This is a genomic window from Pseudoxanthomonas suwonensis 11-1, from assembly GCF_000185965.1.
In the GTDB taxonomy this organism is placed as follows: domain Bacteria; phylum Pseudomonadota; class Gammaproteobacteria; order Xanthomonadales; family Xanthomonadaceae; genus Pseudoxanthomonas; species Pseudoxanthomonas suwonensis_A.
Map to the genome: position 1 here is coordinate 891,282 of NC_014924.1, position 20,170 is coordinate 911,451.

The window sequence follows — 20,170 nt, forward strand, 5'->3', positions numbered from 1 at the left end:
GCATGGCCGGGAACCTTCCCGAACAGCCGCGTCGTGACCAGGCCGGGGCGGACACGCCCCGGCCGAGCTATTACGTCCGCAATCCGTGGCGCAACGTCGGCGCCGGCGCCTTCGCCGGTGCCTCGACCGTGCTCACCGTGACCACGCTGTTCTACGCCCTGGGCCGGATACCGCTGGCCCTGGTGGGGCTGAGCCTGCTGGTGGCCGCGCTGGCCTTCGGCTTCGGCATGTACGCCCGCCGTCGCGCGGCACGGATCGACGCCTCCATCTTCGGCGGCGACCGCTGACGCGGCGCGCCGCCCGCAACGCACCGGGGACTTCGCCATGTTCGACACATCGCCGCGGCTGGACTGCGCCGGTCGCCTGCTGCGCCTGGACCGCACCCGGGTCATGGGCATCGTCAACGTCACCCCCGACTCGTTCTCCGACGGCGGCGAACATGCCAGTGCCGAGGCCGCCATCGCCCATGGCCTGAGGCTGGTGGAGGAGGGCGCCGACCTGCTCGACGTCGGCGGCGAGTCCACCCGGCCAGGTTCGCAAGGCGTACCGGTCGAGGAAGAGCTGCGCCGGGTGATCCCGGTGATCGAGGGCCTGGCGGCGCGCGCCGCGGTGCCGATCAGCATCGACACCTCCAAGCCGGAAGTGATGCGCGCGGCGGTGGCCGCCGGCGCCGGCATGATCAACGACATCTGCGCGCTGGAGCGCGAGGGCGCGCTGGACGCGGCCGCGGCGCTGGGCGTGCCGGTGGTGCTGATGCACATGCGTGGCGAGCCGCGTTCGATGCAGGAGGCGCCGCACTACGACGACGTGGTCGCCGAGGTGCACCGCTACCTGGCCGACCGCATCTTCGCCGCCGAGCTGGCCGGCATCCCGCGCGCGCGGCTGGTGGTCGACCCGGGTTTCGGCTTCGGCAAGGACAACGACCACAACCTGGCCCTGCTGGCGCAGCTGGAGCGGCTTACGGAGCTGGGCGTGCCGGTGCTGGCCGGCATCTCGCGCAAGCGCACCATCGGCGCCCTGACCGGGCGCGATGTTCCCGCAGAGCGCGTGGCCGGATCGGTCGCCGCGCACCTGCTGGCGGCCCAGCGCGGCGCGCGCATCGTGCGCGTGCACGACGTGGCCGCCACGGTCGATGCACTGAAGGTGTGGGAAGCGGTGGCCGCGGTGCCGGCCCCGCGCAGGGACGCGGCGCCGGCGATCCGCTGGCCCGACGAGGACTGACCGACGCCGATGCCTGTCGATACACGGCCCCTGGCGATCGCGGTGATGGGCCCGACCGCCTCGGGCAAGACCGCGTTCGCGGTCGAGCTGGCGCGGCGGCTGGGCGGTGAGATCGTCAGCGTCGATTCGGCCCTGGTCTACCGTGGCCTGGACATCGGCGCGGCCAAGCCCGACGCGGCCGAGCGCGCCGGCGTGCCGCACCACCTGCTGGACGTGCGCGAACCCTGGCAGCCGTACTCGGCCGCCGAGTTCGCCGAAGACGCGCGCGCCGCGGTGCTGGATATCGTCGCCCGCGGCAAGGTGCCGGTGCTGGCCGGCGGCACCGGGCTGTACTTCCAGGCCCTGCTGCGCGGACTGGCGGCGATGCCACCGGCCGATCCGCAGGTGCGCGCGGCCTTGGCGGCCGAGGCCGCCGGACGTGGCTGGGCGGCGCTGCATGCCGAGCTGGCCGCGGTCGATCCGGAGGCCGGCGCGCGCATCCGGCCCGGTGATGCGCAGCGGATCCAGCGCGCGCTGGAGGTCTACCGGGTCAGTGGCCGCCCGATCAGCGCCTGGCAGCGCGATCCGCCGCCGCCGCGCCTGCCGCTGAAGGTGCTGAAGCTGGTGCTGGCCCCGGCCAGCCGCGCCGTGCTGCACGAGCGCATCGCCCTGCGGTTCGACGCGATGCTGGCGGCCGGCTTCCTCGACGAGGTCCTGCGCCTGCGCGCGCTGCCCCAATTGCGCGACCATCCGGCGCCACTGGACCTGCCGGCGCTGCGCGCCGTCGGCTACCGCCAGGCCTGGGAATTCCTCGACGGCCAGGGCGACGCCGCCGGCTTCCGCGACCGCGCGATCTTCGCCACCCGCCAGCTGGCCAAGCGCCAGCTCACCTGGCTGCGCGGCGAGCTGGACACGCTGTGGTTCGACCCGGGCAGCGACCGGGCCCCGCTGCGGGAGGCGGTTGCGCGCTTCACCGGCGGACTGCCGCCGGACGCGGCCAGCCCGCTTGTGTAACATGCCCCGAGGACCGGGGAGGTCCTCGCCACCACCACCCACAACAAGAACAAGGATGAGGGGGAGCACATGTCCAAGGGGCAGTCCTTGCAGGATCCATTCCTGAACGCTTTGCGCCGCGAGCGCGTCCCGGTCTCGGTGTACCTGGTCAACGGCATCAAGCTGCAGGGTACGATCGAATCATTCGACCAGTTCGTGGTGCTGTTGCGCAGCACCGTGAGCCAGATGGTCTACAAGCACGCCATTTCCACCGTGGTTCCGTCGCGCAATGTCCGGGTTGGTCCCGGCGGCGGATACGTGCAGCAGCCTTCCGAAGGTGGAGAGGACGGCGACGAGGGCGCATGAGCGCCCGGGAGTACTGATTGTTCGAACGATCCCGCAAGGGTGAACACGCCCTGCTGATCCAGCCCCACTCCGGCGGCCTGGCAGAGGACGTGCTGGAAGAATTCGCCGACCTCGCCAGGTCGGCCGGGGCGAGCGTCGCGGCCACGTTGACCGCGCGCATCGACCGCCCCAACCCCGCCACCCTGATCGGCAGCGGCAAGCTGGAAGAGGTCAAGGCCGCGGCCGAGGCCACCGGTGCCGACCTGATCCTGGTCAACCACCCGCTCAGCCCGGTGCAGGAGCGCAACCTCGAGCGCGCCCTGCAGCGCCGGGTGGTGGACCGTACCGGCCTGATCCTGGACATCTTCGCCCAGCGTGCGCGCAGCCACGAAGGCAAGCTGCAGGTGGAACTGGCCCAGCTCAAGCACCTGGCCACCCGCCTGGTGCGCGGCTGGACCCACCTGGAGCGCCAGCGCGGCGGTTCGATCGGCCTGCGCGGTCCCGGCGAGACCCAGCTGGAGACCGACCGCCGCCTGCTGCAGAAGCGCCTGGAACAGCTGCAGAAGCGGCTGGAGAAGGTCGAGGTCCAGCACACCCAGATGCGCCGCGCCCGCGTGCGCAGCGAACTGCCGCGGGTGGCCCTGGTGGGCTACACCAACGCCGGCAAGTCGACCCTGTTCAACGCCCTGACCGGCGCCGACGCCTACGCCGCCGACCAGCTGTTCGCGACCCTGGACCCGACCGTGCGCCGGATTTCCCTGCCCGGCGGCAGCGTGGTCCTGGCCGATACCGTCGGCTTCGTCCGTGACCTGCCGCATGAACTGGTGGCCGCGTTCCGCTCGACCCTGTCCGAGGCGCGCGAGGCCGACCTGCTGCTGCACGTGGTCGACGCCGCCGATCCGCTGCGCGAGGAGCGCATCGCCCAGGTCGACTCGGTGCTGTCCGAGGTCGGTGCCGGCGAGCTGCCGCAGCTGCTGGTGTTCAACAAGATCGACCGGATCGAGCGTGCCGAACCGCGCCACGACCATGCCGCCGCCGCGGCGGACGAGCCCGGGCACCGCGAGCGGGTCTGGCTTTCGGCCCGCGACGGCCGCGGCCTGGAGCTGCTGCAGGCCGCCCTGGCCCAGCGCCTGGACCTGCAGCGCGCCACCGGCGAGCTGCGCTTGCCGCCTGCTGCCGGCCGCCTGCGTGCCCAGCTCCATGCCCTCGGCGCGGTGCGCTCGGAGCAGGCCGACGAGGACGGCTGGCTGCTGCAGCTGGACCTGCCACGTGGCGAGGCCGAGCGCCTGGCCGCGCGCGAAGGCGGGGAGCCGCTGCGCGCGCTGCTGCCGCCGCCCGCGCCCGAGGACTGGGAAACCGACGCCGGACGCTGAGTCCTGCCGGCGCCCGCCCCGTCCCGACGGGCGCCGTCATGCGTCTTGCTAGAATCGGACGGCGACCCGCCTGGCGGTATCCACCGCCGCAGGGCCACTTATCTCGGAGCGTTCATGGTCTGGAATACACCCGGAAAGGGTGGGGACTCCCCCGACAACAACCGCCGCAACCCCTGGCCGCCGCGTCGCCCCTCCGGCGGCGGCAATGGCCTGGGTGGCGGCTTCGACCGGCTGCGCGACCTCTTCGGGGGTGGCAATGGCGGTGGCATCGGCCGCTGGGTCCTGCTGGGCGTCGCCCTGGTGGTGGTGCTGACCAGCTTCACCCTGGTGGGCGAGCAGCAGCAGGGCGTGGTCCTGCGCTTCGGCCAGTTCGCCCGGGTGATGCAGCCCGGCCCGAACCTCAAGGCGCCGTGGCCGATCGAGCGCGTGATCAAGGTCAACGCGACCCAGATCAAGACCTTCAGCAACACCGTGCCGGTCCTGACCCGCGACGAGAACATCGTCAACGTGGCCATGAACGTGCAGTACCGGGTCAGCGACCCGCGCCTGTACCTGTTCGGCTCGCGCGATGCCGACCGCGTGCTGGAGCAGGTCGCGCAGAGCGCGGTCCGCGAGCAGGTCGGCCGCGCCACCCTGGATACCGTGCTGGGTGCCCGCGGCCCGCTCTCGGTCAGCGCCAGCCAGCAGCTGCAGGCCTCGTTGGACGCGTACCGCACCGGCCTGGTGGTCACCGAGCTCAACCTGCAGGATGCGCGTCCGCCGGAGGAGGTCAAGCCGGCCTTCGACGAGGTCAACAGCGCCCAGCAGATCAAGGACCAGCTGATCAGCGAGGCCCGCGCCTACGCCGCCAAGGTGGTCCCGGAGGCGCGAGGCGAGGCGGCCCGCCGCCGCACCGTGGCCGAAGGCTACAAGGCGGCCAAGATCGCCCAGGCCGAGGGTGACGTCGCCCGCTTCTCGCTGCTGCGCGACGAGTACCGCAGCGCCCCCGAGGTCACCCGCAAGCGCCTGTGGCTGGAGACCGTCCAGGAAGTGCTGGCACGCAACCGCAAGGTCATCGGTGGCGACGGCCGCCAGCTGATCTACGTGCCGATGGGCAATGCCCCCGGCGCGACCCAGCCGCAGTCCGGCACCGCCGCCCCGGCCCCGGCCGGCGAGGCGCTGCTGCCCGTGATCGAAAGCAGTCCCGACAACCTGCGCGACGGTACCCGTGACGGGAGCCGCACCGGCCGTGGGGAGGCAAGCCGATGAAATACCCACTCTGGATCGCCCTGGCGGTCACCGCCCTGCTCGGCCTGATGGGCTCGGTCTACGTGGTCCGCGAGGACCAGGTCGGCCTGGTCCTCAACCTCGGCCGCGTCGCCCGCACCGACATCGGCCCCGGCCTGCACTTCAAGTGGCCGCTGGTCGAGACCGCACGCGTGTTCGACCGCCGCTTCAGCCTGATCGACTTCTCGCCGGAGCGTTACCTGACCTCCGAGCGCAAGGACGTTGCGGTGGACTTCGTCGCCATCGGCTACATCGACGACGTGCGTTCGTTCTACCGCGCCACCGGCGGCGTGGAGAGCTCGGCCGCAGACCGCCTGGCGCCGATCATCAAGGACTCGCTGCGCAACGAGATCAACGCCCGCACCCTGACCCAACTGGTGTCGGGCGACCGCAGCGAGGTCATCGCCAAGCAGCTGGAAGGCATCAACCGCGGCGCCCAGACCCTGGGCATGCGGATCGTCGACATCCGCCTCAAGCAGATCGACCTGCCGACCGACAGCGACGTGATCAAGCAGGTCTACGACCGCATGCGCGCCGAGCGCAAGCAGGTGGCCAGCGCGCTGCGCGCCGAGGGCGAGGAGCAGGCGCGCACCGTGCGTGCGCAGGCCGACCGCGACCAGGCCGTGATCGTGGCCGAGGCCGAGCGCGACGCCCAGCGCCTGCGCGGTGAAGGCGACGCCGAGGCCGCGCGCCTGTACGCGCAGGGCGCGGCCGCCGATCCGGCGTTCTACGCGTTCTACCGCAGCCTGGAAGCCTACCGGCGTTCGTTTGCAGACGGCCAGGGCGTGGTCGTGCTCGAGCGCGACGATCCGTTCCTGCAGTACCTCAAGAGCGATCGTTGATGCCACAGGAGCTGGTGTCGGCACTGTGCCTGGTCGCGGTGCTGGAAGGCCTGCTGCTGTTCGCCGCACCGCGGGTGTGGCGGCAGACGATGGAGCAGCTGCTGCAGCGCCCGGACCAGGCGCTGCGGCGGTTCGGGCTGGTGGTGCTGGGGCTTGGCCTGGCCGCGCTGTGGCTCGTGCGCCAGGGCTGAGCGTCGCTCCAACCGGCTAGGAGGAACAGGCGCCCAAAGGGCGCCTGTCCTGTTTCCGGGATACTGGAGTCGCGGCTCAGCGCCAGTCGATGCTGCCGCGGACCACGCTGGTCACCTGGCCGCCGGACCAGACCTCGCCCTCGGCATCGACGTACATGTCCAGGCGCGCGTCGTAACCGACCTCGCGGCCCTGGCTGACGCGGTAGCGGCCGTCGCGGCCGGGCAGGGCGTCGCGCCGGGCCAGCCAGGCGGCGAGGGTGGCGTTGGCCGCGCCCGAGGCGGCGTCCTCGAACATGCCGGCGCCCCCGACGAAGGCGCGCGCGGCGACCTGGTAGTCGCTGCCATGGCAGCGGGCGAAGGCGAGCACGCCCATGCTTTCGGTCGATCGCGCCAGTCCGGCGATCGCTTCCCAGTCCGGTCGCGCGTTGCGCAGGCTGGCCTCGTCGCTGGCCTCGGCCACCCACCAGCGGCGACCGCCATCCATCAGCGCCGGCGGCAGCTCGCCCGGCGGCAGCCAGTCCAGCGCCTCGAGCAGGCGCGAGCCACGCGCGTCGGCCACTTCCACCAGACTGGCGCGCGGGGTGCGGATGGCGATCCGGCGCGCGCCCTCGACCTCCTCCACCCGCAGCGGCAGCAGCCCGGCGATGCCTTCCTGCAGCAGCAGGCCGTCGGCGTCGGGCCTGGCCAGGCCGGCCTCCAGCACCACGTGGGCGGTGCCGACGCTGGGGTGGCCGGCGAACGGCACCTCGCGCTTGGGGCTGAACATGCGGATGCCGTAGCTGGCGCCAGGCTGGGTCGGCGGAAACACGAAGGTGGTTTCCGGCAGCCGGGTCCAGCGGGCGATGGCCTGCATCGCCGCATCGTCCAGGCCGGTGGCATCCAGCACCACGGCCAGCGGATTGCCGGCACCGGGCCGGTCGGCGAACACGTCAACCTGGACGAAGGGGCGCTGGGCCATGGGTTGCCTCGGGGGGATTCGGGGCGCCGAGATTACCAGTCCACCGTTCCGCGGATCACCGCGTGCACCGGCCCGCCCACCCAGACCTCGCCCTCGCCGTCGACCTCCAGCTGCAGGCGCGCATCGCGGCCGATCTCGCGGCCCTGGCTGGCCAGGTAGCGGCCATCGCGCCCGGGCAGGCGCCCGGCGCGGTGCAGGGCGGCGGCGATGCAAGCGTTGACGCTGCCGGTGGCCGGATCCTCGGGAATGCCCACGCCGGGCGCGAAGCCGCGCACCACCAGGTCGGCGCCGCCGTCGCCGGCGGCGAATACCGCCAGCTTGCCCTTGCCCGGCAGGCTGGCGATCGCGTCCAGGTCCGGCTGCAGGCCGCGCACCGCGGCGGCGTCGGCCAGTTCCAGCAGCCACCAGTCCGGGCCGTTGTTCCATAGCGCCGGCTCCAGCGGGCCGCGGCGCGCGCCGAACACGTGCTCCTCCAGCAGCCAGTCCGGCGCGGCCAGCGTGCGCTCCTGTGCGCGCGGGCTGCGGACCGAGGGTTGCAGGCGGTCGTCCACCTGGTCGGCCCGCACCGGCAGCAGGCCTGCCGCGCATTCCTGCACCAGCCTGCCGGCGCGCGGCCGGGCGAGGCCGGCCTCCACCGCCGCCCAGGCCGCGCCCACGCTGGGATGCCCGGCGAACGGCAGTTCCATGCGCGGGGTGAAGATGCGGATGCGGTAGTCGGCTTCGGCCGTGGTCGGCGGCAGGAAGAAGATCGTCTCCGACAGGTTGGTCCAGGCGGCGAAGGCCTGCATGCGCGCCTCGTCCAGGCCCCCGGCATCGAACATCACCGCCAGCGGATTGCCGGCACCGGGCGCGGGTGCGAACACGTCCAGCTGCATGAAGCGGCGAATGGGCATGGTGGTTCTCTCGCAGGGAGCGGAAGTAGAAGGGTAAGGGCAGGCCGGAGTGGCACGCGAGCGCTGGTGCCAGAGCGCGCCAGCACGCGCGGGAATGGTTGCCGTTGTGACGCTCCCGGCCGTCGCGCATGCAACCTGTACGTACTGGTGTATTCCTCCCGGTTGCAGCGGAAAAAGCGCTTAGAATCGGCGGTTCATGCCCGGTGGTCGGGTGGTCCCCAAAGACACGTCAATGTCCGCAGCTTTGCCCGCGCAAGACGCCGCTTCCGGCGGCTGGATCGTCCTCAAGTTCGGCGGCACTTCGGTGTCGCGCCGCCATCGCTGGGACACGATCGGCAAACTGGCGAAACAGCGGGCCGAGGCCACCGGCGGCCGCGTGCTGGTGGTGGTGTCGGCGCTGTCGGGCGTGACCAACGAGCTGACCGCGATCGCCGACGGCAGCGAGGACTCGGCCGCGCGCGTGGCCGCGCTGGAGGCGCGCCATCGCGGGTTCCTGGCCGAGCTGGAACTCGACGCCGACGCGGTGCTGGGCGCGCGCCTGGCCGCGCTGCGCGGCCTGCTCGACGATCCGCGCGCATCGAGCCGCCCGCTGGACTGGCAGGCCGAGGTGCTGGCCCAGGGCGAGCTGCTCTCGTCCACCCTCGGCGCCGCCTACCTGCGCGCCTCCGGCCTGGATTTCGGCTGGATGGATGCGCGCGAATGGCTGCAGGCGCTGCCCCCGCAGGCCAACCAGAGCGAATGGGCGCGGCGGCTGTCGGTGAACTGCCACTGGGAATCGGACGCCGCCTGGCGCGAGCGCTTCGCCGGCCAGCCCACGCGGATGCTGATCACCCAGGGCTTCATCGCCCGCCACGAGGATGGTGGCACCGCGGTGCTGGGCCGCGGCGGCTCGGATACCTCGGCCGCGTATTTCGGCGCGCTGCTGGGCGCCAGCCGCGTGGAGATCTGGACCGACGTGCCCGGCATGTTCAGCGCCAACCCGCGCGAGGTCCCGGACGCGCGCCTGCTCAGCCGCCTGGGCTACGCCGAGGCGCAGGAAATCACCACCACCGGCGCCAAGGTGCTGCATCCGCGCTCGATCAAGCCATGCCGCGACTCCGGCGTGCCGATGGCGATCCTGGACACCGAGCGCCCGGAGCTGCCAGGCACGGTGATCGACCGCAGCGCCGCCACCGTGGCCGGCGTCAAGGCGATCAGCCGCCGCAACGGCGTGGTCCTGGTGTCGGTCGAGGACATCGGCATGTGGCAGCAGGTCGGCTACCTGGCCGACGTGTTCGCGCTGTTCCGCAAGCACGGGTTGTCGGTGGACATGATCGGCACCTCGCAGACCAACGTGACCGTGTCGCTGGATCCGAGCGAGAACCTGCTGAGCCAGAACGTGCTCTCGGCGCTGGCCGAGGACCTGGGGAAGATCGGCCGGGTGAAGGTGATCGTGCCCTGCGCGGCGATCACGCTCGTGGGCCGCGGCATCCGCTCGCTGCTGCACAGGCTGTCGGAGGTGTTCTCCAGCTTCGTGCACGAGCGCGTGCACATGATCTCGCAGTCGTCCAACGACCTTAACCTCACCTTCGTGATCGACGAGGCCGACGCCGACGGCCTGCTGCCGCAGCTGCACGCCGCGCTGATCGACAGCGGCGCGATGCCGGTGCAGGAGACCGAGGTGTTCGGCCCGCGCTGGCGCGAGATCAACGGCGCGGTGCGGCCGCGTCCGCAGCCGTGGTGGCAGCTGGAACGGCCGCGCCTGCTGCAGCTGGCCCAGACCGGCACGCCGCGCTACGTCTACCACCTGCCGACCGTGCGCGAGCGCGCCCGGCAGCTGAAGGAGCTGGCCGCGGTCGACCGCCGCTACTACGCGATCAAGGCCAACCCGCACCCGGCCATCCTCAACGCGCTGGCGGAGGAAGGCTTCGGCCTGGAGTGCGTGTCGCTTGCCGAGATCCGCCACGTATTCGCGGTGGTTCCGGGGATCGATCCGGCGCGGGTGCTGTTCACCCCGAGCTTCGCCCCGCGCGAGGAGTACGAGCAGGCGCTGGCGCTGGGCGTGACCGTCACCGTCGACAACGTCGAGCTGCTGCGCAACTGGCCAGAGACCTTCCGCGGCCGCAGCCTGTGGCTGCGCATCGACCTGGGCCATGGCGACGGCCACCACGAGAAGGTCAACACAGGTGGCAAGGAGGCCAAGTTCGGCCTGTCGGCGCAGCGGGTGGACGAGTTCGTGCAGGAGGCGCGCGGGCTGGGCGTGGTCATCACCGGCCTGCACGCGCACCTGGGCAGCGGCGTGGAGAACATGGGTCACTGGCGGCAGATGTGCGACGAGCTGGCCGGATTCGCCCGTCGCTTCGGCACCGTGGCCACCCTGGACATCGGCGGCGGCCTGCCGATCCCGTACGCGCCGGAGGACGAGCCGTTCGACCTGGAGGCCTGGGCCGCGAGCCTGGCCGAGGTGCGCGCCGTGCATCCGGCGTTCGGCCTGGTGATCGAGCCGGGCCGCTTCCTGGTGGCCGAGGCCGGCGTGCTGCTGGCCCGGGCCACCCAGGTGGTGGAGAAGGACGGCGTGGTCCGGGTCGGCCTGGACGCGGGCATGAACGCGCTGGTGCGCCCGGCCATGTACGACGCCTGGCACGACATCGTGAACCTGCAGCGGATCGACGCCCCGGCAGACGGCCAGTTCGACGTGGTCGGCCCGATCTGCGAGTCCAGCGACCTGTTCGGCAAGCGCCGGCGGCTGCCGCGCGACACCGCCGCGGGCGACGTGATGCTGGTGGCCGATGCCGGCGCCTACGGCCATTCCATGGCCAGCCGCTACAACCTGCGCGAGCTGCCGCCGGAGGACGTGATCGATGGGGCCATGGCCTGAGCCAGGGCCCCTCCGGACCGGCGGCGGGCCTGCCGCCGGTCCCCGCCTGATAGGCGCGAGGCTGCCTTCGGCGGCGCTTGGCGCTACGCTGGCGCCTTCCGTGGCGGGCCGCGGCGCGGCCTCCCCCCTCGACTTCCTGCCTGGCGGCCGCCCACCGCGACGCCCGGCGTGCTCCACCCTGGATCCTGCATGACTGCATTCGACCGCGATTCCATCCGCGTTTTCCGCTTCGTCCGCTGCGGCTTCGACCCGGCGACCGGCGTGGCCGAACTGGCCTATGCCTTCGACGAGGGCCCGGAGCTGGTGGAGACCGTCACCATTCCCGGCGCCCCGTTCGCGCTGGACGCCACCCGCGCCGCCGCGGTGGAGCAGGCCCTGCGCCTGCTGCACCTGGTCGCCGGCGTGAGCTACTACAAGGCCGCGGTGCCGCCGGAGATCCGGATCGATGGCTACGCCATCGACGAGGCCACCGCCGCGCTGCTGGAACAGGTCTACCTCAACGGCCTGGGCGAGTTCGCCTACCGCAACGGCCTGGACCTGCGCGGCCGCATCCGCTTCCCGCGCCAGGGCGGTGCCGCAGTGCAGGCGCCGGCTGCGGGCCTGCCCGGACGCGCGCTGGTCGCGATCGGCGGCGGCAAGGATTCGCTGGTCAGCATCGAGGCGCTGCGTGCCGCGGGCGTGGAGCAGACCGTGGCCTGGATCGGCGGCTCGCAGCTGATCCGCACCTGCGCCGAGCGCACCGGCCTGGACACGCTCAACATCGGCCGCGCGCTGGCGCCGGCGCTGTTCGAGATCAACCGCCAGGGCGCGTACAACGGCCATATCCCGGTGACCGCGGTGAACTCGGCGATCCTGGTGCTGGCGGCGCTGCTGACCGGCCACGGCCAGGTGGTGTTCTCCAACGAGCGCTCGGCCAGCTACGGAAGCCTGATCCCCGGTACTGGCGAAGTGAACCACCAGTGGTCCAAGGGCTGGGCCTTCGAGCAGGCCTTCGGCGAGCACGTCGAGCGCGTGGTCGCGCCGGACCTGCACTACTACTCGCTGCTGCGCCCGCTGTCGGAGCTGGCGGTGGCGCGGCAGTTCGCGCGCAGCGACCGCTACGACGCGCACTTCTCCAGCTGCAACCGCAACTTCCACATCCTGGGCGAGAAGCCGGCGCAGCGCTGGTGCGGACTGTGCCCGAAGTGCCACTTCGTGTTCCTGGCGCTGGCGCCGTTCATGCCCAAGCCGCGGCTGGTGAGGATCTTCGGCCGCAACCTGCTGGACGATCCGGCGCAGGCCGCCGGCTTCGACGCGCTGCTGGAGTTCCAGGACCACAAGCCGTTCGAGTGCGTGGGCGAGGGCAGGGAATCGCGCGCGGCGATGGAGCAGCTGGCCGGCCGTGCCGAGTGGCGCGAGGACGCGCTGGTCGCCCGCTACGTGCGCGAGATCCGGCCGCAGCTGGATCCGGCGGAGCTGGCGATCGAACCGCTGCTGCAGGCCGGTGGCGAGCACCGCGTGCCGGCCGCGCTGTGGGAGCGGGTGAGTGCGCATTTCGCAGCTTGAGGGGTGGCGCGTCGCGCTGTGGGGCTGGGGGAGCGAGGGCCGCGCCGCCTGGAAGGCGATCCGCTCGCGGCTGCCGCAGCTGCCGCTGGCGCTGTTCTGCAACGAGGTCGAGGCGGCGGACGTCGCCGGCCTGGGCGATCCGCTGCTGCAGCCGCGCACCCGGGTGGATGCGGAGGCGCTGGCCGCGTTCGACATCGTGGTGAAGTCGCCGGGCATCAGCCCGTACAAGCCCGAGGCGCTGGCCGCGGCCGCACGCGGCACGCATTTCATCGGCGGCACCTCGCTGTGGTTCGGCGAGCATGCCGATGGGCGCACGGTCTGCGTGACCGGCACAAAGGGCAAGAGCACCACCACCTCGCTGCTGGCGCACCTGCTGCGCGCCGGCGGCCACCGCACCGCGCTGGCCGGCAACATCGGCCTGCCATTGCTGGAAGTGCTGGAGCCGCAGCCGGTGCCGGAGTTCTGGGCGATCGAACTGTCCAGCTACCAGACCGGCGACGTCGCCCGCAGTGGCGCGCATCCGGAGGTGGCGGTGGTGCTGAACCTGTTCCCCGAGCACCTCGATTGGCACGGCAGCGAGGATCGCTACATCGAGGACAAGCTGCGCCTGGTCACCGAAGCGCGCCCGCGCACCGCGGTGCTCAATGCCGCCGATCCGCGCCTGGCCGCGCTGGAGCTGCCGGGCAGCCGCATCATCTGGTTCAACCGCGAGGACGGCTGGCACCTGCGCGATGACGCGCTGTACCGCGGCGACGACTTCGTGTTCGACACCGCGGCCGTGCCACTGCCCGGGCGCCACAACCGCGGCAACCTGTGCGCAGTGCTGGCGGCGATCGAGGCCCTGGGCGTGGACGCCACGCCGCTGGCGCCGGCGGCGATGGACTTCCGTCCGCTGCCGCACCGCCTGCAGTGGCTGGGCGAGCGCGACGGCATCGGCTACGTCAATGATTCGATCAGCACCACCCCGCATGCCAGCCTGGCGGCGCTGGACTGCCATCGCGGCTCGCCGGTGGCGATCCTGCTGGGCGGCCACGACCGCGGCCTGGACTGGCACGGCTTCGCCGAGCGCCTGCGTGCGCAGCCGCCGAAGGCGGTGGTGACCATGGGCGCCAACGGGCCGCGTATCCACGAGCTGCTGGAAGGGGAGGCCGGTGAGGGCCTGTTCGCGCTGGAAGCGGCCGACGACCTGGCCGATGCGGTGGCGCGCGCGCGGCGCCTGCTGGGTGGCCGTGGCGTGGTCCTGCTGTCGCCGGGCGCGCCGAGCTTCGGCGCCTACCGCGACTACACCGAGCGTGGCCGCCACTTCGCCGCGTTGGCCGGCTTCGATCCGGACGGCATCAGCACCATCCCCGGGCTCGGCGTCGCCTGAGCGGCGTCGGCGGCGCGGGATCTTCCAGGTGAACGGACATGGGCCGCAATGCGGCCCATCCCTCAGTGCGTGCGCTCGACCGCGTAGCGGGCCAGGCCGCGCAGGGCCTCCAGCGCCTCGCTTTGCGGCAGGCCGGCCAGCGCGGCCTCGGCCTCGGCGGCATAGTCCATCGCGCGCTTGCGGCTGTACTCCAGGCCACCGGTGGCGTGGATCGCCGCCAGTACCTCGGGCATGGCGGACGTATCGCCCTCCTGCACCGCCTGGCGCAGGCGCTCGCGGGTGGCCGGGTCGGAGTGGGTGATGGCGTGGATCAGGGGCAGGGTGGCCTTGCCCTCGGCCAGGTCGTCGCCGAGGTTCTTGCCCAGGTCGGCCGCGTCGGCGGTGTAGTCGAGCACGTCGTCGGCGATCTGGAAGGCGTAGCCAAGGGCCATGCCGTAGTCGTACAGCGCCTGCTGGGTGTCGGCATCGGCGCAGGAGGCCAGTGCGCCCAGGCGGGTGCCGGCGGCGAACAGGACCGCGGTCTTGCGCTCGATCACCCGCAGGTAGGCGGCCTCGTCGGTATCCGGGTTGCGCACGTGCAGCAGCTGCAGCACCTCGCCCTCGGCGATGCGGTTGGTGGTGTCGGCCAGGATCTGCATCACTTCCATGCGGTCCAGCTCGACCATCAGCTGGAAGCTGCGCGAGTACAGGAAGTCGCCGACCAGCACGCTGGCGGCATTGCCCCAGATCGCATTGGCGGTGCTGCGGCCGCGGCGCAGGTCGGATTCGTCGACCACGTCGTCGTGGAGCAGGGTCGAGGTATGGATGAACTCGATGATCGCCGCCAGCTGGTGGTGGTCGGCGGTGGTGCCCAGGCTGGTCGCGGTGGCCTGGCCGGCCAGCACCACCAGCATCGGGCGCAGGCGCTTGCCGCCGGCGGAGACGATGTGCTCGGCGATCTGGTTGATCAGGACGACGTCGGAGGCCAGGCGGTTGCGGATCAGGCTGTCGACCGCGGCCATGTCGGCGGCGGCAAGCGCCTGGATCCGGGGCAGGGTGCCGCGGGAGGGGGTGCTGAAGTGGTCTGCCATGCGGGCCGCCTGGAATACAGGCCGAAAATTATAAGCCGCGGCGTACGGCAACCCCAGCACGCGGCGTGCACGGGTCCGTTCCAGGACCTGGCGCGGCCTGGCCGTCGCTGTGCCCGGACGCGACGGCAGCCTGTCCACCCGCGCCGCCCGCCTGCCGTGGGGGCGCCAGGGCTCCAGATCTGTATCTCCTCCCACGAATGCGGGTCCGCGGATCCGTACGCCTGCGCGCCGCAGGCTTGTACCGCCTGGCCCCACGGCGCCGGGCACCCGGGTGCGGGAGCGCGTCCCGCGCCGGAAAAGTCCTACCCGGACACACGGTTTCGACCGATGGCGGAGGGCGGCCGGCTATACTCTCCTGCCTTCCCCGGGCCTGCCCAGGCCCTGAATACGGAATCCAAGACTATGGCGCGCGGCATCAACAAGGTGATCCTGGTCGGCAACCTCGGCGACGATCCCGAAACCAAGTACACCCAGTCCGGCATGGCCGTGACCACCATCCGCCTGGCCACCACCAGCGTGCGCAAGGACCGCGACGGCAACCAGCAGGAACGCACCGAGTGGCACCGGGTGAAGTTCTTCGGCAAGCTCGGCGAGATCGCCGGCGAGTACCTGCGCAAGGGTTCGCAGTGCTACGTCGAAGGCTCGATCCGCTACGACAAGTTCACCGGCCAGGATGGCCAGGAGCGCTACATCACCGAGATCGTCGCCGACGAAATGCAGATGCTCGGTGGCCGCGGTGGCAGTGGCGGCGGCGAGGGTGGTTACGACCGCGGCGGCGACCGTCCGCAGCGCAGCGCCCCGCCGCGCCGCGAATACGGCGGTGGCCAGCGCAGCGCCCCGGCGCCGGCTCCCGCGGCCCAGGCCGCGGGCGGCTTCGACGACGGCTTTGCCGACGACGACATCCCGTTCTGATTCCGGTGTGCGCCACCCTGCGGTGGCGCGCGCGACCGTATGGTTCCCGGCGCGGACGGCCTGCTGGCCGTCCGCGCTGCGTTTGGGCGGCGGTGGCCTCTCCGGCCCCGGTACTACTGGACCAGCCGGCGCCGGGACGAGTAACGTGGCGGCCTCTTTGTTTGCAGGGGAAACCGAATGGCCGGCAAGGGTGCGCCACAGCTGACCTTCCGCGCCGTCGTCCTCGCCATCGTGCTCGCGGTGGTGCTGTCGGCGGCCAATGCCTACCTGGGCCTGTTCGCCGGCCTGACCGTGGCCACCGCCATACCGGCGGCCGTGGTCTCCATGGGCGTGCTGCGCCTGCTGGGCGGCGGCACGATCCTGGAGAACAACATCGTCCAGACCGGCGCCTCGGCCGGCTCGTCGATCGCCGCCGGCGTGATCTTCACGATCCCGGCGCTGGTGCTGATGGGCTACTGGCCGGACTTCGACTACTGGTGGGTGCTGGGCATCGCCGGCCTCGGCGGCCTGCTGGGCGTGCTGTTCTCGGTGCCGTTGCGCCGGACCATGATCGTCGAGGAGCCGCTGCCGTTCCCCGAGGGCAAGGCCGCGGCCGAAGTGCTCAAGGCCGGCGAGAACCCCGGCCCGGGCCTGAAGATCCTGGGCATCTCCGCGGCCATCGGCGGCGTGGTCAAGCTCGCCGCGGCCAACGGCCTGCGCCTGATCCCGGACAGCTGGGCGGTGGCCGGCTACTTCGCCAACAACAAGGTGATCGGCTACCTCGGCACCGGCCTGTCGCCGGCGCTGCTGGGCGTGGGTTATATCGTCGGCCTCAACGTCGGCATCGTGGTCCTGTCCGGCGCGATCCTGTCCTGGCACATCGCCATCCCGGTGTACCACGCGTTCTTCCTGGACACCGACCCGGCCCTGGCCACTGCGATCGCCGGCGCGCCGGCCGAGGACGCGGCCTTTGCCATCTGGTCGGCCAAGATCCGCTTCCTGGGCGTGGGCGCGATGCTGATCGGCGGCGTCTGGACCCTGTTCTCGCTGCGCAACTCGCTGCTGGCCGGCATCAAGAGCGGCTTCGCCGCCGCGCGCAAGGGCGCCGCCCACGGTGCGGCGGTGGCCGAGACCGACCGCGACCTGCCGATGAAGTGGATGCTGGTGGCGCTGGTGGCCTTCATCGTGCCGCTGTGGCTGCTGTACCACGCCATCGTCGGCTTCTGGGTCGCCAGCTTCGCCATGACCCTGATCATGATCGTGGCGGGCTTCCTGTTCGTGTCGGTGTCCGGCTACCTGGCCGGCCTGGTCGGCTCGTCCAACAACCCGGTGTCGGGCATCACCATCGCCACCATCCTGTTCGCCTCGGTGGTGCTGCTGTTCCTGCTGGGCGCCGATGGCCAGACCCAGGTCGGCGGCGCGCCGCTTGGCGCGGTGGCGGCGATCATGATCGGCGCGGTGGTGTGCTGCGCGGCGGCGGTCGGCGGCGACAACCTGCAGGACCTCAAGACCGGCTACCTGGTCGGCGCGACCCCGTGGAAGCAGCAGCTGATGCTGGGCATCGGCGCCTTCTCCTGCGCCCTGATCATGGCCCCGGTGCTGAACCTGCTGCAGGAGGCCTACGGCATTGGTTCCAAGACCCTGCCGGCGCCGCAGGCCAACCTGATGGCCTCGGTGGCCAAGGGCCTGTTCGGCGGCGAGCTGCCGTGGACCATGATCGGCATCGGCGCGGTGGTCGGCGCGATCGTGATCGCGATCGACGGCTGGCTGAAGAAGACCGGCAAGCGCTTCCGCGTGCCGGTGCTGGCCGCGGCCATCGGCATCTACCTGCCGCTCGAGCTGATGGTCCCGATCTTCCTCGGCGGCCTGCTGGCGCACCTGGTGCAGCGCTTCCACAAGGTCGGCGACGACGACGAGGCCGGCCTGGACCGCGTGCATCGCCCGGGCGTGCTGTTCTCCGCGGGCCTGATCACCGGCGAGGCGCTGATGGGCATCGCCATCGCCCTGCCGATCGTGATCAGCCAGGACGCCGAGGTGCTGGCGCTGCCGGTCGACCTGGGCTCGGCCGCCCAGTGGGTTGGCCTGGTCGTGCTGTTCGCGGTGGGCTGGCTGCTGTACCGCACCGGCAAGCGCGCCGAACAGGCAAGCTGAGCGGGAGGTTCCCGCAGGACGGGCGGAAGGCCGCATGACCTTCCGCCTTTGCGCCGGCCCGGCGGCGCTGCCTAGCATCCGGGACCGCCTCATTCCAAGGAGTTCCCGATGTCCGCACGTACGCCCCTTGTCCTGGCCCTGGCCGGACTGCTCGGTCTTGGCGCGGTCCACGACGTGGAGGCCGCGCGCGGCCTCGACGTGCGCGACCTGCAGAAGCTGGACCGCGTGTCCTCGCCGGTGCTCTCGCCCGATGGCGCCCGCGTGGTGTTCGCCAGGCGCGAGATCGGCGAGGACCTGGGCAAGGCGAGCACCGGCCTGTGGATCCGCGACCTGCGTACCCGAGACCTGGCCCCGCCGAAGCGGCTGACCCCGGAAGGCTGGAGCGTCAACTCGCCTTCGTTCTCGGCCGACGGCAAGTCGGTGTACTTCCTCTCCGCCAAGGGCGGCAGCCAGCAGCTGTACTCGATCCCGGTCGCCGGCGGCGAGCCCCGCCAGCTCACCCGCTATCCGCTGGACATCGGCAGTTACAAGGTCTCGCCGGATGGCAAGCGCATCGCGGTGAGCATGGACGTGTTCACCGACTGCGGCGCCGACCTGGACTGCACGGTTTCCCGCCTCGACAAGCGCGAAAAGTCCAAGGCCAGCGGCGTGGTCTACGACCAGCTGTTCGTGCGCCACTGGGACACCTGGGCCGACGGCCGCCACAGCCGCCTGTTCGTGACCACCCCGGCCAGCGGCGACAAGGCCCCGGCACCGGTGCTGGTGGGTGCTGGCAGGAACGAGCCGGTGGGCCACGTACCCTCGCGGCCGTTCGGTGGCTCCGACGAATACACCTGGTCGCCAGACGGCAAGTCGCTGGTGTTCTCCATGCGCGTGGCCGACCGCCAGGAGCCGTGGTCGACCAACTTCGACCTGTACCTGTACCGCGACGGCCAGCCGCTGAAGAACCTGACCGCGTCCAACCCGGCCTGGGACACCGGCCCGGTGTTCAGCGCCGACGGCAAGACCCTGTACTACCGCGCGATGAAGCGCCCGGGCTTCGAGGCCGACCGCTTCGGCCTGATGGCGATGGACCTTGCCAGCGGCAAGGCGCGCGAGATCGCGCGGTCGTGGGACCGCAGCGCCGACGGCATCGTCCTGTCGGCCGATGGCAAGGCCATCTACACCACCGCCCAGCACCTGGGCCAGCATCCGCTGTTCAAGGTGGACATGGCCAGCGGCAAGGTCGAGCAGGTCGTGGGCGAGGGCACCATCTCCTCGTTCGACATCGCAGGCGACACCCTGGCCTTCACCCGCAATTCGCTGCGCAGCGGCGACCAGCTGTTCACCACCTCGCTGGCCAACCCGGCCCGGCAGCGCGCCATCACCCCGAGCGCCGGCGAGATGCTGCCCGACGTGGCCTTCGGCGACTACGAGCAGTTCACCTTCGCCGGCTGGAACAACGAGACCGTGCACGGCTACGTGGTCAAGCCGTGGAACTACGAGGAAGGAAAGAGCTACCCGGTGGCGTTCCTGATCCACGGTGGCCCGCAGGGCAGCTTCGGCGATGGCTGGAGCTACCGCTGGAACCCGCAGACCTACGCGGGCCAGGGCTACGCGGTGGTGATGATCGACTTCCACGGCTCCACCGGCTACGGCCAGGCCTTCACCGACTCGATCAGCGGCGACTGGGGCGGCAAGCCGCTCGAGGACCTGCAGAAGGGCTGGGCCGCCGCGCAGCGGAAGTACGCCTTCCTGGACGGCGACAGGGCCTGTGCCCTGGGTGCCAGCTACGGCGGCTACATGATCAACTGGATCGCAGGGAATTGGTTTGATGAAGCAGGTCACTCGCCCTGGAAGTGCCTGGTCAACCACGACGGCGTGTTCGACACCCGCTCGATGGGCTACGTGACCGAGGAGCTGTGGTTCACCGAATGGGAGAACGGCGGCACCCCGTACGACAAGCCGGAGAACTTCGAGCGCTTCAACCCGGTCAACCACGTCGCCAAGTGGCGGGTGCCGATGCTGGTGGTGCAGGGCGAGAAGGACTACCGCGTGCCGGTGGACCAGGGCCTGTCGACCTTCACCGCGCTGCAGCGCAAGGGCATCGAGTCGCAGCTGCTGTACTTCCCGGACGAGAACCACTGGGTGCTCAAGCCGGCCAACAGCGTGCTCTGGCACGACACCGTCAACGCCTGGCTTAAGAAGCACATCGGCCAGTGACGTGATCCACCCGATGGCCGGCAA

General features: G+C 71.6%; 17 protein-coding genes. 14 read left to right on the forward strand and 3 right to left on the reverse strand.

The genetic code is table 11. The features are described from left to right. Nucleotides 1-2 precede the first annotated feature (2 nt). The 8 genes from PSESU_RS03970 to PSESU_RS04005 all read left to right on the forward strand — a co-directional run bounded on the left by PSESU_RS03970 (nucleotide 3) and on the right by PSESU_RS04005 (nucleotide 6,210). A complete protein-coding gene (locus PSESU_RS03970) occupies nucleotides 3-287 on the forward strand; it encodes a hypothetical protein (RefSeq protein WP_013534484.1) in 285 nt (94 codons plus the stop codon). Between the two features lie 37 nt (nucleotides 288-324). After that, nucleotides 325-1,221 carry a dihydropteroate synthase gene (gene folP / locus PSESU_RS03975; RefSeq protein ID WP_013534485.1) on the forward strand — a complete coding sequence of 299 codons (897 nt, stop codon included), beginning with the start codon at nucleotides 325-327 and terminating at the stop codon, nucleotides 1,219-1,221. Between the two features lie 9 nt (nucleotides 1,222-1,230). After that, the gene (gene miaA, locus PSESU_RS03980; protein WP_013534486.1) at nucleotides 1,231-2,214 is read left to right on the forward strand and encodes a tRNA (adenosine(37)-N6)-dimethylallyltransferase MiaA; all 984 of its coding nucleotides are present in this window, start codon (nucleotides 1,231-1,233) and stop codon (nucleotides 2,212-2,214) included. A gap of 69 nt (nucleotides 2,215-2,283) precedes the next feature. Continuing rightward, nucleotides 2,284-2,559 (forward strand): RNA chaperone Hfq, encoded by a 276-nt coding sequence (gene hfq / locus PSESU_RS03985; RefSeq protein WP_013534487.1) that lies wholly within the window; start codon nucleotides 2,284-2,286, stop codon nucleotides 2,557-2,559. A gap of 17 nt (nucleotides 2,560-2,576) precedes the next feature. Continuing rightward, complete coding sequence (hflX, locus tag PSESU_RS03990; protein ID WP_013534488.1) at nucleotides 2,577-3,911, forward strand: ribosome rescue GTPase HflX; 1,335 nt, start codon at nucleotides 2,577-2,579, stop codon at nucleotides 3,909-3,911. A 114-nt stretch (nucleotides 3,912-4,025) separates the two neighbouring features. Then, complete coding sequence (gene hflK / locus PSESU_RS03995; protein WP_013534489.1) at nucleotides 4,026-5,159, forward strand: FtsH protease activity modulator HflK; 1,134 nt, start codon at nucleotides 4,026-4,028, stop codon at nucleotides 5,157-5,159. Further along, a complete protein-coding gene (gene hflC / locus PSESU_RS04000) occupies nucleotides 5,156-6,019 on the forward strand; it encodes a protease modulator HflC (RefSeq protein WP_013534490.1) in 864 nt (287 codons plus the stop codon). The genes hflK and hflC overlap by 4 nt, the downstream gene beginning before the upstream one ends. Beyond that, nucleotides 6,019-6,210: a DUF2065 domain-containing protein gene (locus PSESU_RS04005; protein WP_013534491.1), complete on the forward strand. Its 192-nt coding sequence runs from the start codon at nucleotides 6,019-6,021 to the stop codon at nucleotides 6,208-6,210. Before hflC ends, PSESU_RS04005 begins: the two co-directional genes overlap by 1 nt. A 76-nt stretch (nucleotides 6,211-6,286) precedes the next feature. Here PSESU_RS04005 and PSESU_RS04010 read toward each other — a convergent pair whose 3' ends face one another. Next, on the reverse strand, nucleotides 6,287-7,168 hold the full coding sequence (locus PSESU_RS04010; RefSeq protein ID WP_013534492.1) for a PhzF family phenazine biosynthesis protein: 882 nt from the start codon (nucleotides 7,166-7,168) through the stop codon (nucleotides 6,287-6,289). Between the two features lie 32 nt (nucleotides 7,169-7,200). Then, nucleotides 7,201-8,061, reverse strand: coding sequence for a PhzF family phenazine biosynthesis protein (locus PSESU_RS04015; protein WP_013534493.1), 861 nt, complete (start codon nucleotides 8,059-8,061; stop codon nucleotides 7,201-7,203). A 232-nt stretch (nucleotides 8,062-8,293) separates the two neighbouring features. Between PSESU_RS04015 and PSESU_RS04020 the strand changes: the two genes are divergently transcribed. The 3 genes from PSESU_RS04020 (at nucleotide 8,294) to murD (ending at nucleotide 13,832) form a co-directional block, all read left to right on the forward strand. Continuing rightward, nucleotides 8,294-10,918, forward strand: coding sequence for a bifunctional aspartate kinase/diaminopimelate decarboxylase (locus PSESU_RS04020; RefSeq protein ID WP_013534494.1), 2,625 nt, complete (start codon nucleotides 8,294-8,296; stop codon nucleotides 10,916-10,918). A gap of 189 nt (nucleotides 10,919-11,107) precedes the next feature. Further along, entirely contained in the window at nucleotides 11,108-12,463 is a 1,356-nt protein-coding gene (gene murL, locus PSESU_RS04025) for a UDP-N-acetyl-alpha-D-muramoyl-L-alanyl-L-glutamate epimerase (protein WP_013534495.1), read from the forward strand. Beyond that, on the forward strand, nucleotides 12,444-13,832 hold the full coding sequence (gene murD, locus PSESU_RS04030; protein ID WP_013534496.1) for a UDP-N-acetylmuramoyl-L-alanine--D-glutamate ligase: 1,389 nt from the start codon (nucleotides 12,444-12,446) through the stop codon (nucleotides 13,830-13,832). Before murL ends, murD begins: the two co-directional genes overlap by 20 nt. A gap of 62 nt (nucleotides 13,833-13,894) precedes the next feature. Here murD and PSESU_RS04035 read toward each other — a convergent pair whose 3' ends face one another. After that, nucleotides 13,895-14,902 carry a polyprenyl synthetase family protein gene (locus tag PSESU_RS04035; RefSeq protein WP_013534497.1) on the reverse strand — a complete coding sequence of 336 codons (1,008 nt, stop codon included), beginning with the start codon at nucleotides 14,900-14,902 and terminating at the stop codon, nucleotides 13,895-13,897. Between the two features lie 402 nt (nucleotides 14,903-15,304). On the opposite strand from PSESU_RS04035, the gene ssb reads away from it, so the two are divergent. From ssb to PSESU_RS04050, 3 genes are all read left to right on the forward strand, one after another. Beyond that, the gene (gene ssb / locus PSESU_RS04040; protein WP_013534498.1) at nucleotides 15,305-15,814 is read left to right on the forward strand and encodes a single-stranded DNA-binding protein; all 510 of its coding nucleotides are present in this window, start codon (nucleotides 15,305-15,307) and stop codon (nucleotides 15,812-15,814) included. A 177-nt stretch (nucleotides 15,815-15,991) separates the two neighbouring features. After that, nucleotides 15,992-17,944: an OPT family oligopeptide transporter gene (locus tag PSESU_RS04045; protein WP_013534499.1), complete on the forward strand. Its 1,953-nt coding sequence runs from the start codon at nucleotides 15,992-15,994 to the stop codon at nucleotides 17,942-17,944. Between the two features lie 108 nt (nucleotides 17,945-18,052). After that, nucleotides 18,053-20,146 carry an alpha/beta hydrolase family protein gene (locus PSESU_RS04050; protein WP_013534500.1) on the forward strand — a complete coding sequence of 698 codons (2,094 nt, stop codon included), beginning with the start codon at nucleotides 18,053-18,055 and terminating at the stop codon, nucleotides 20,144-20,146. The last annotated feature ends 24 nt before the right edge of the window (nucleotides 20,147-20,170 follow it).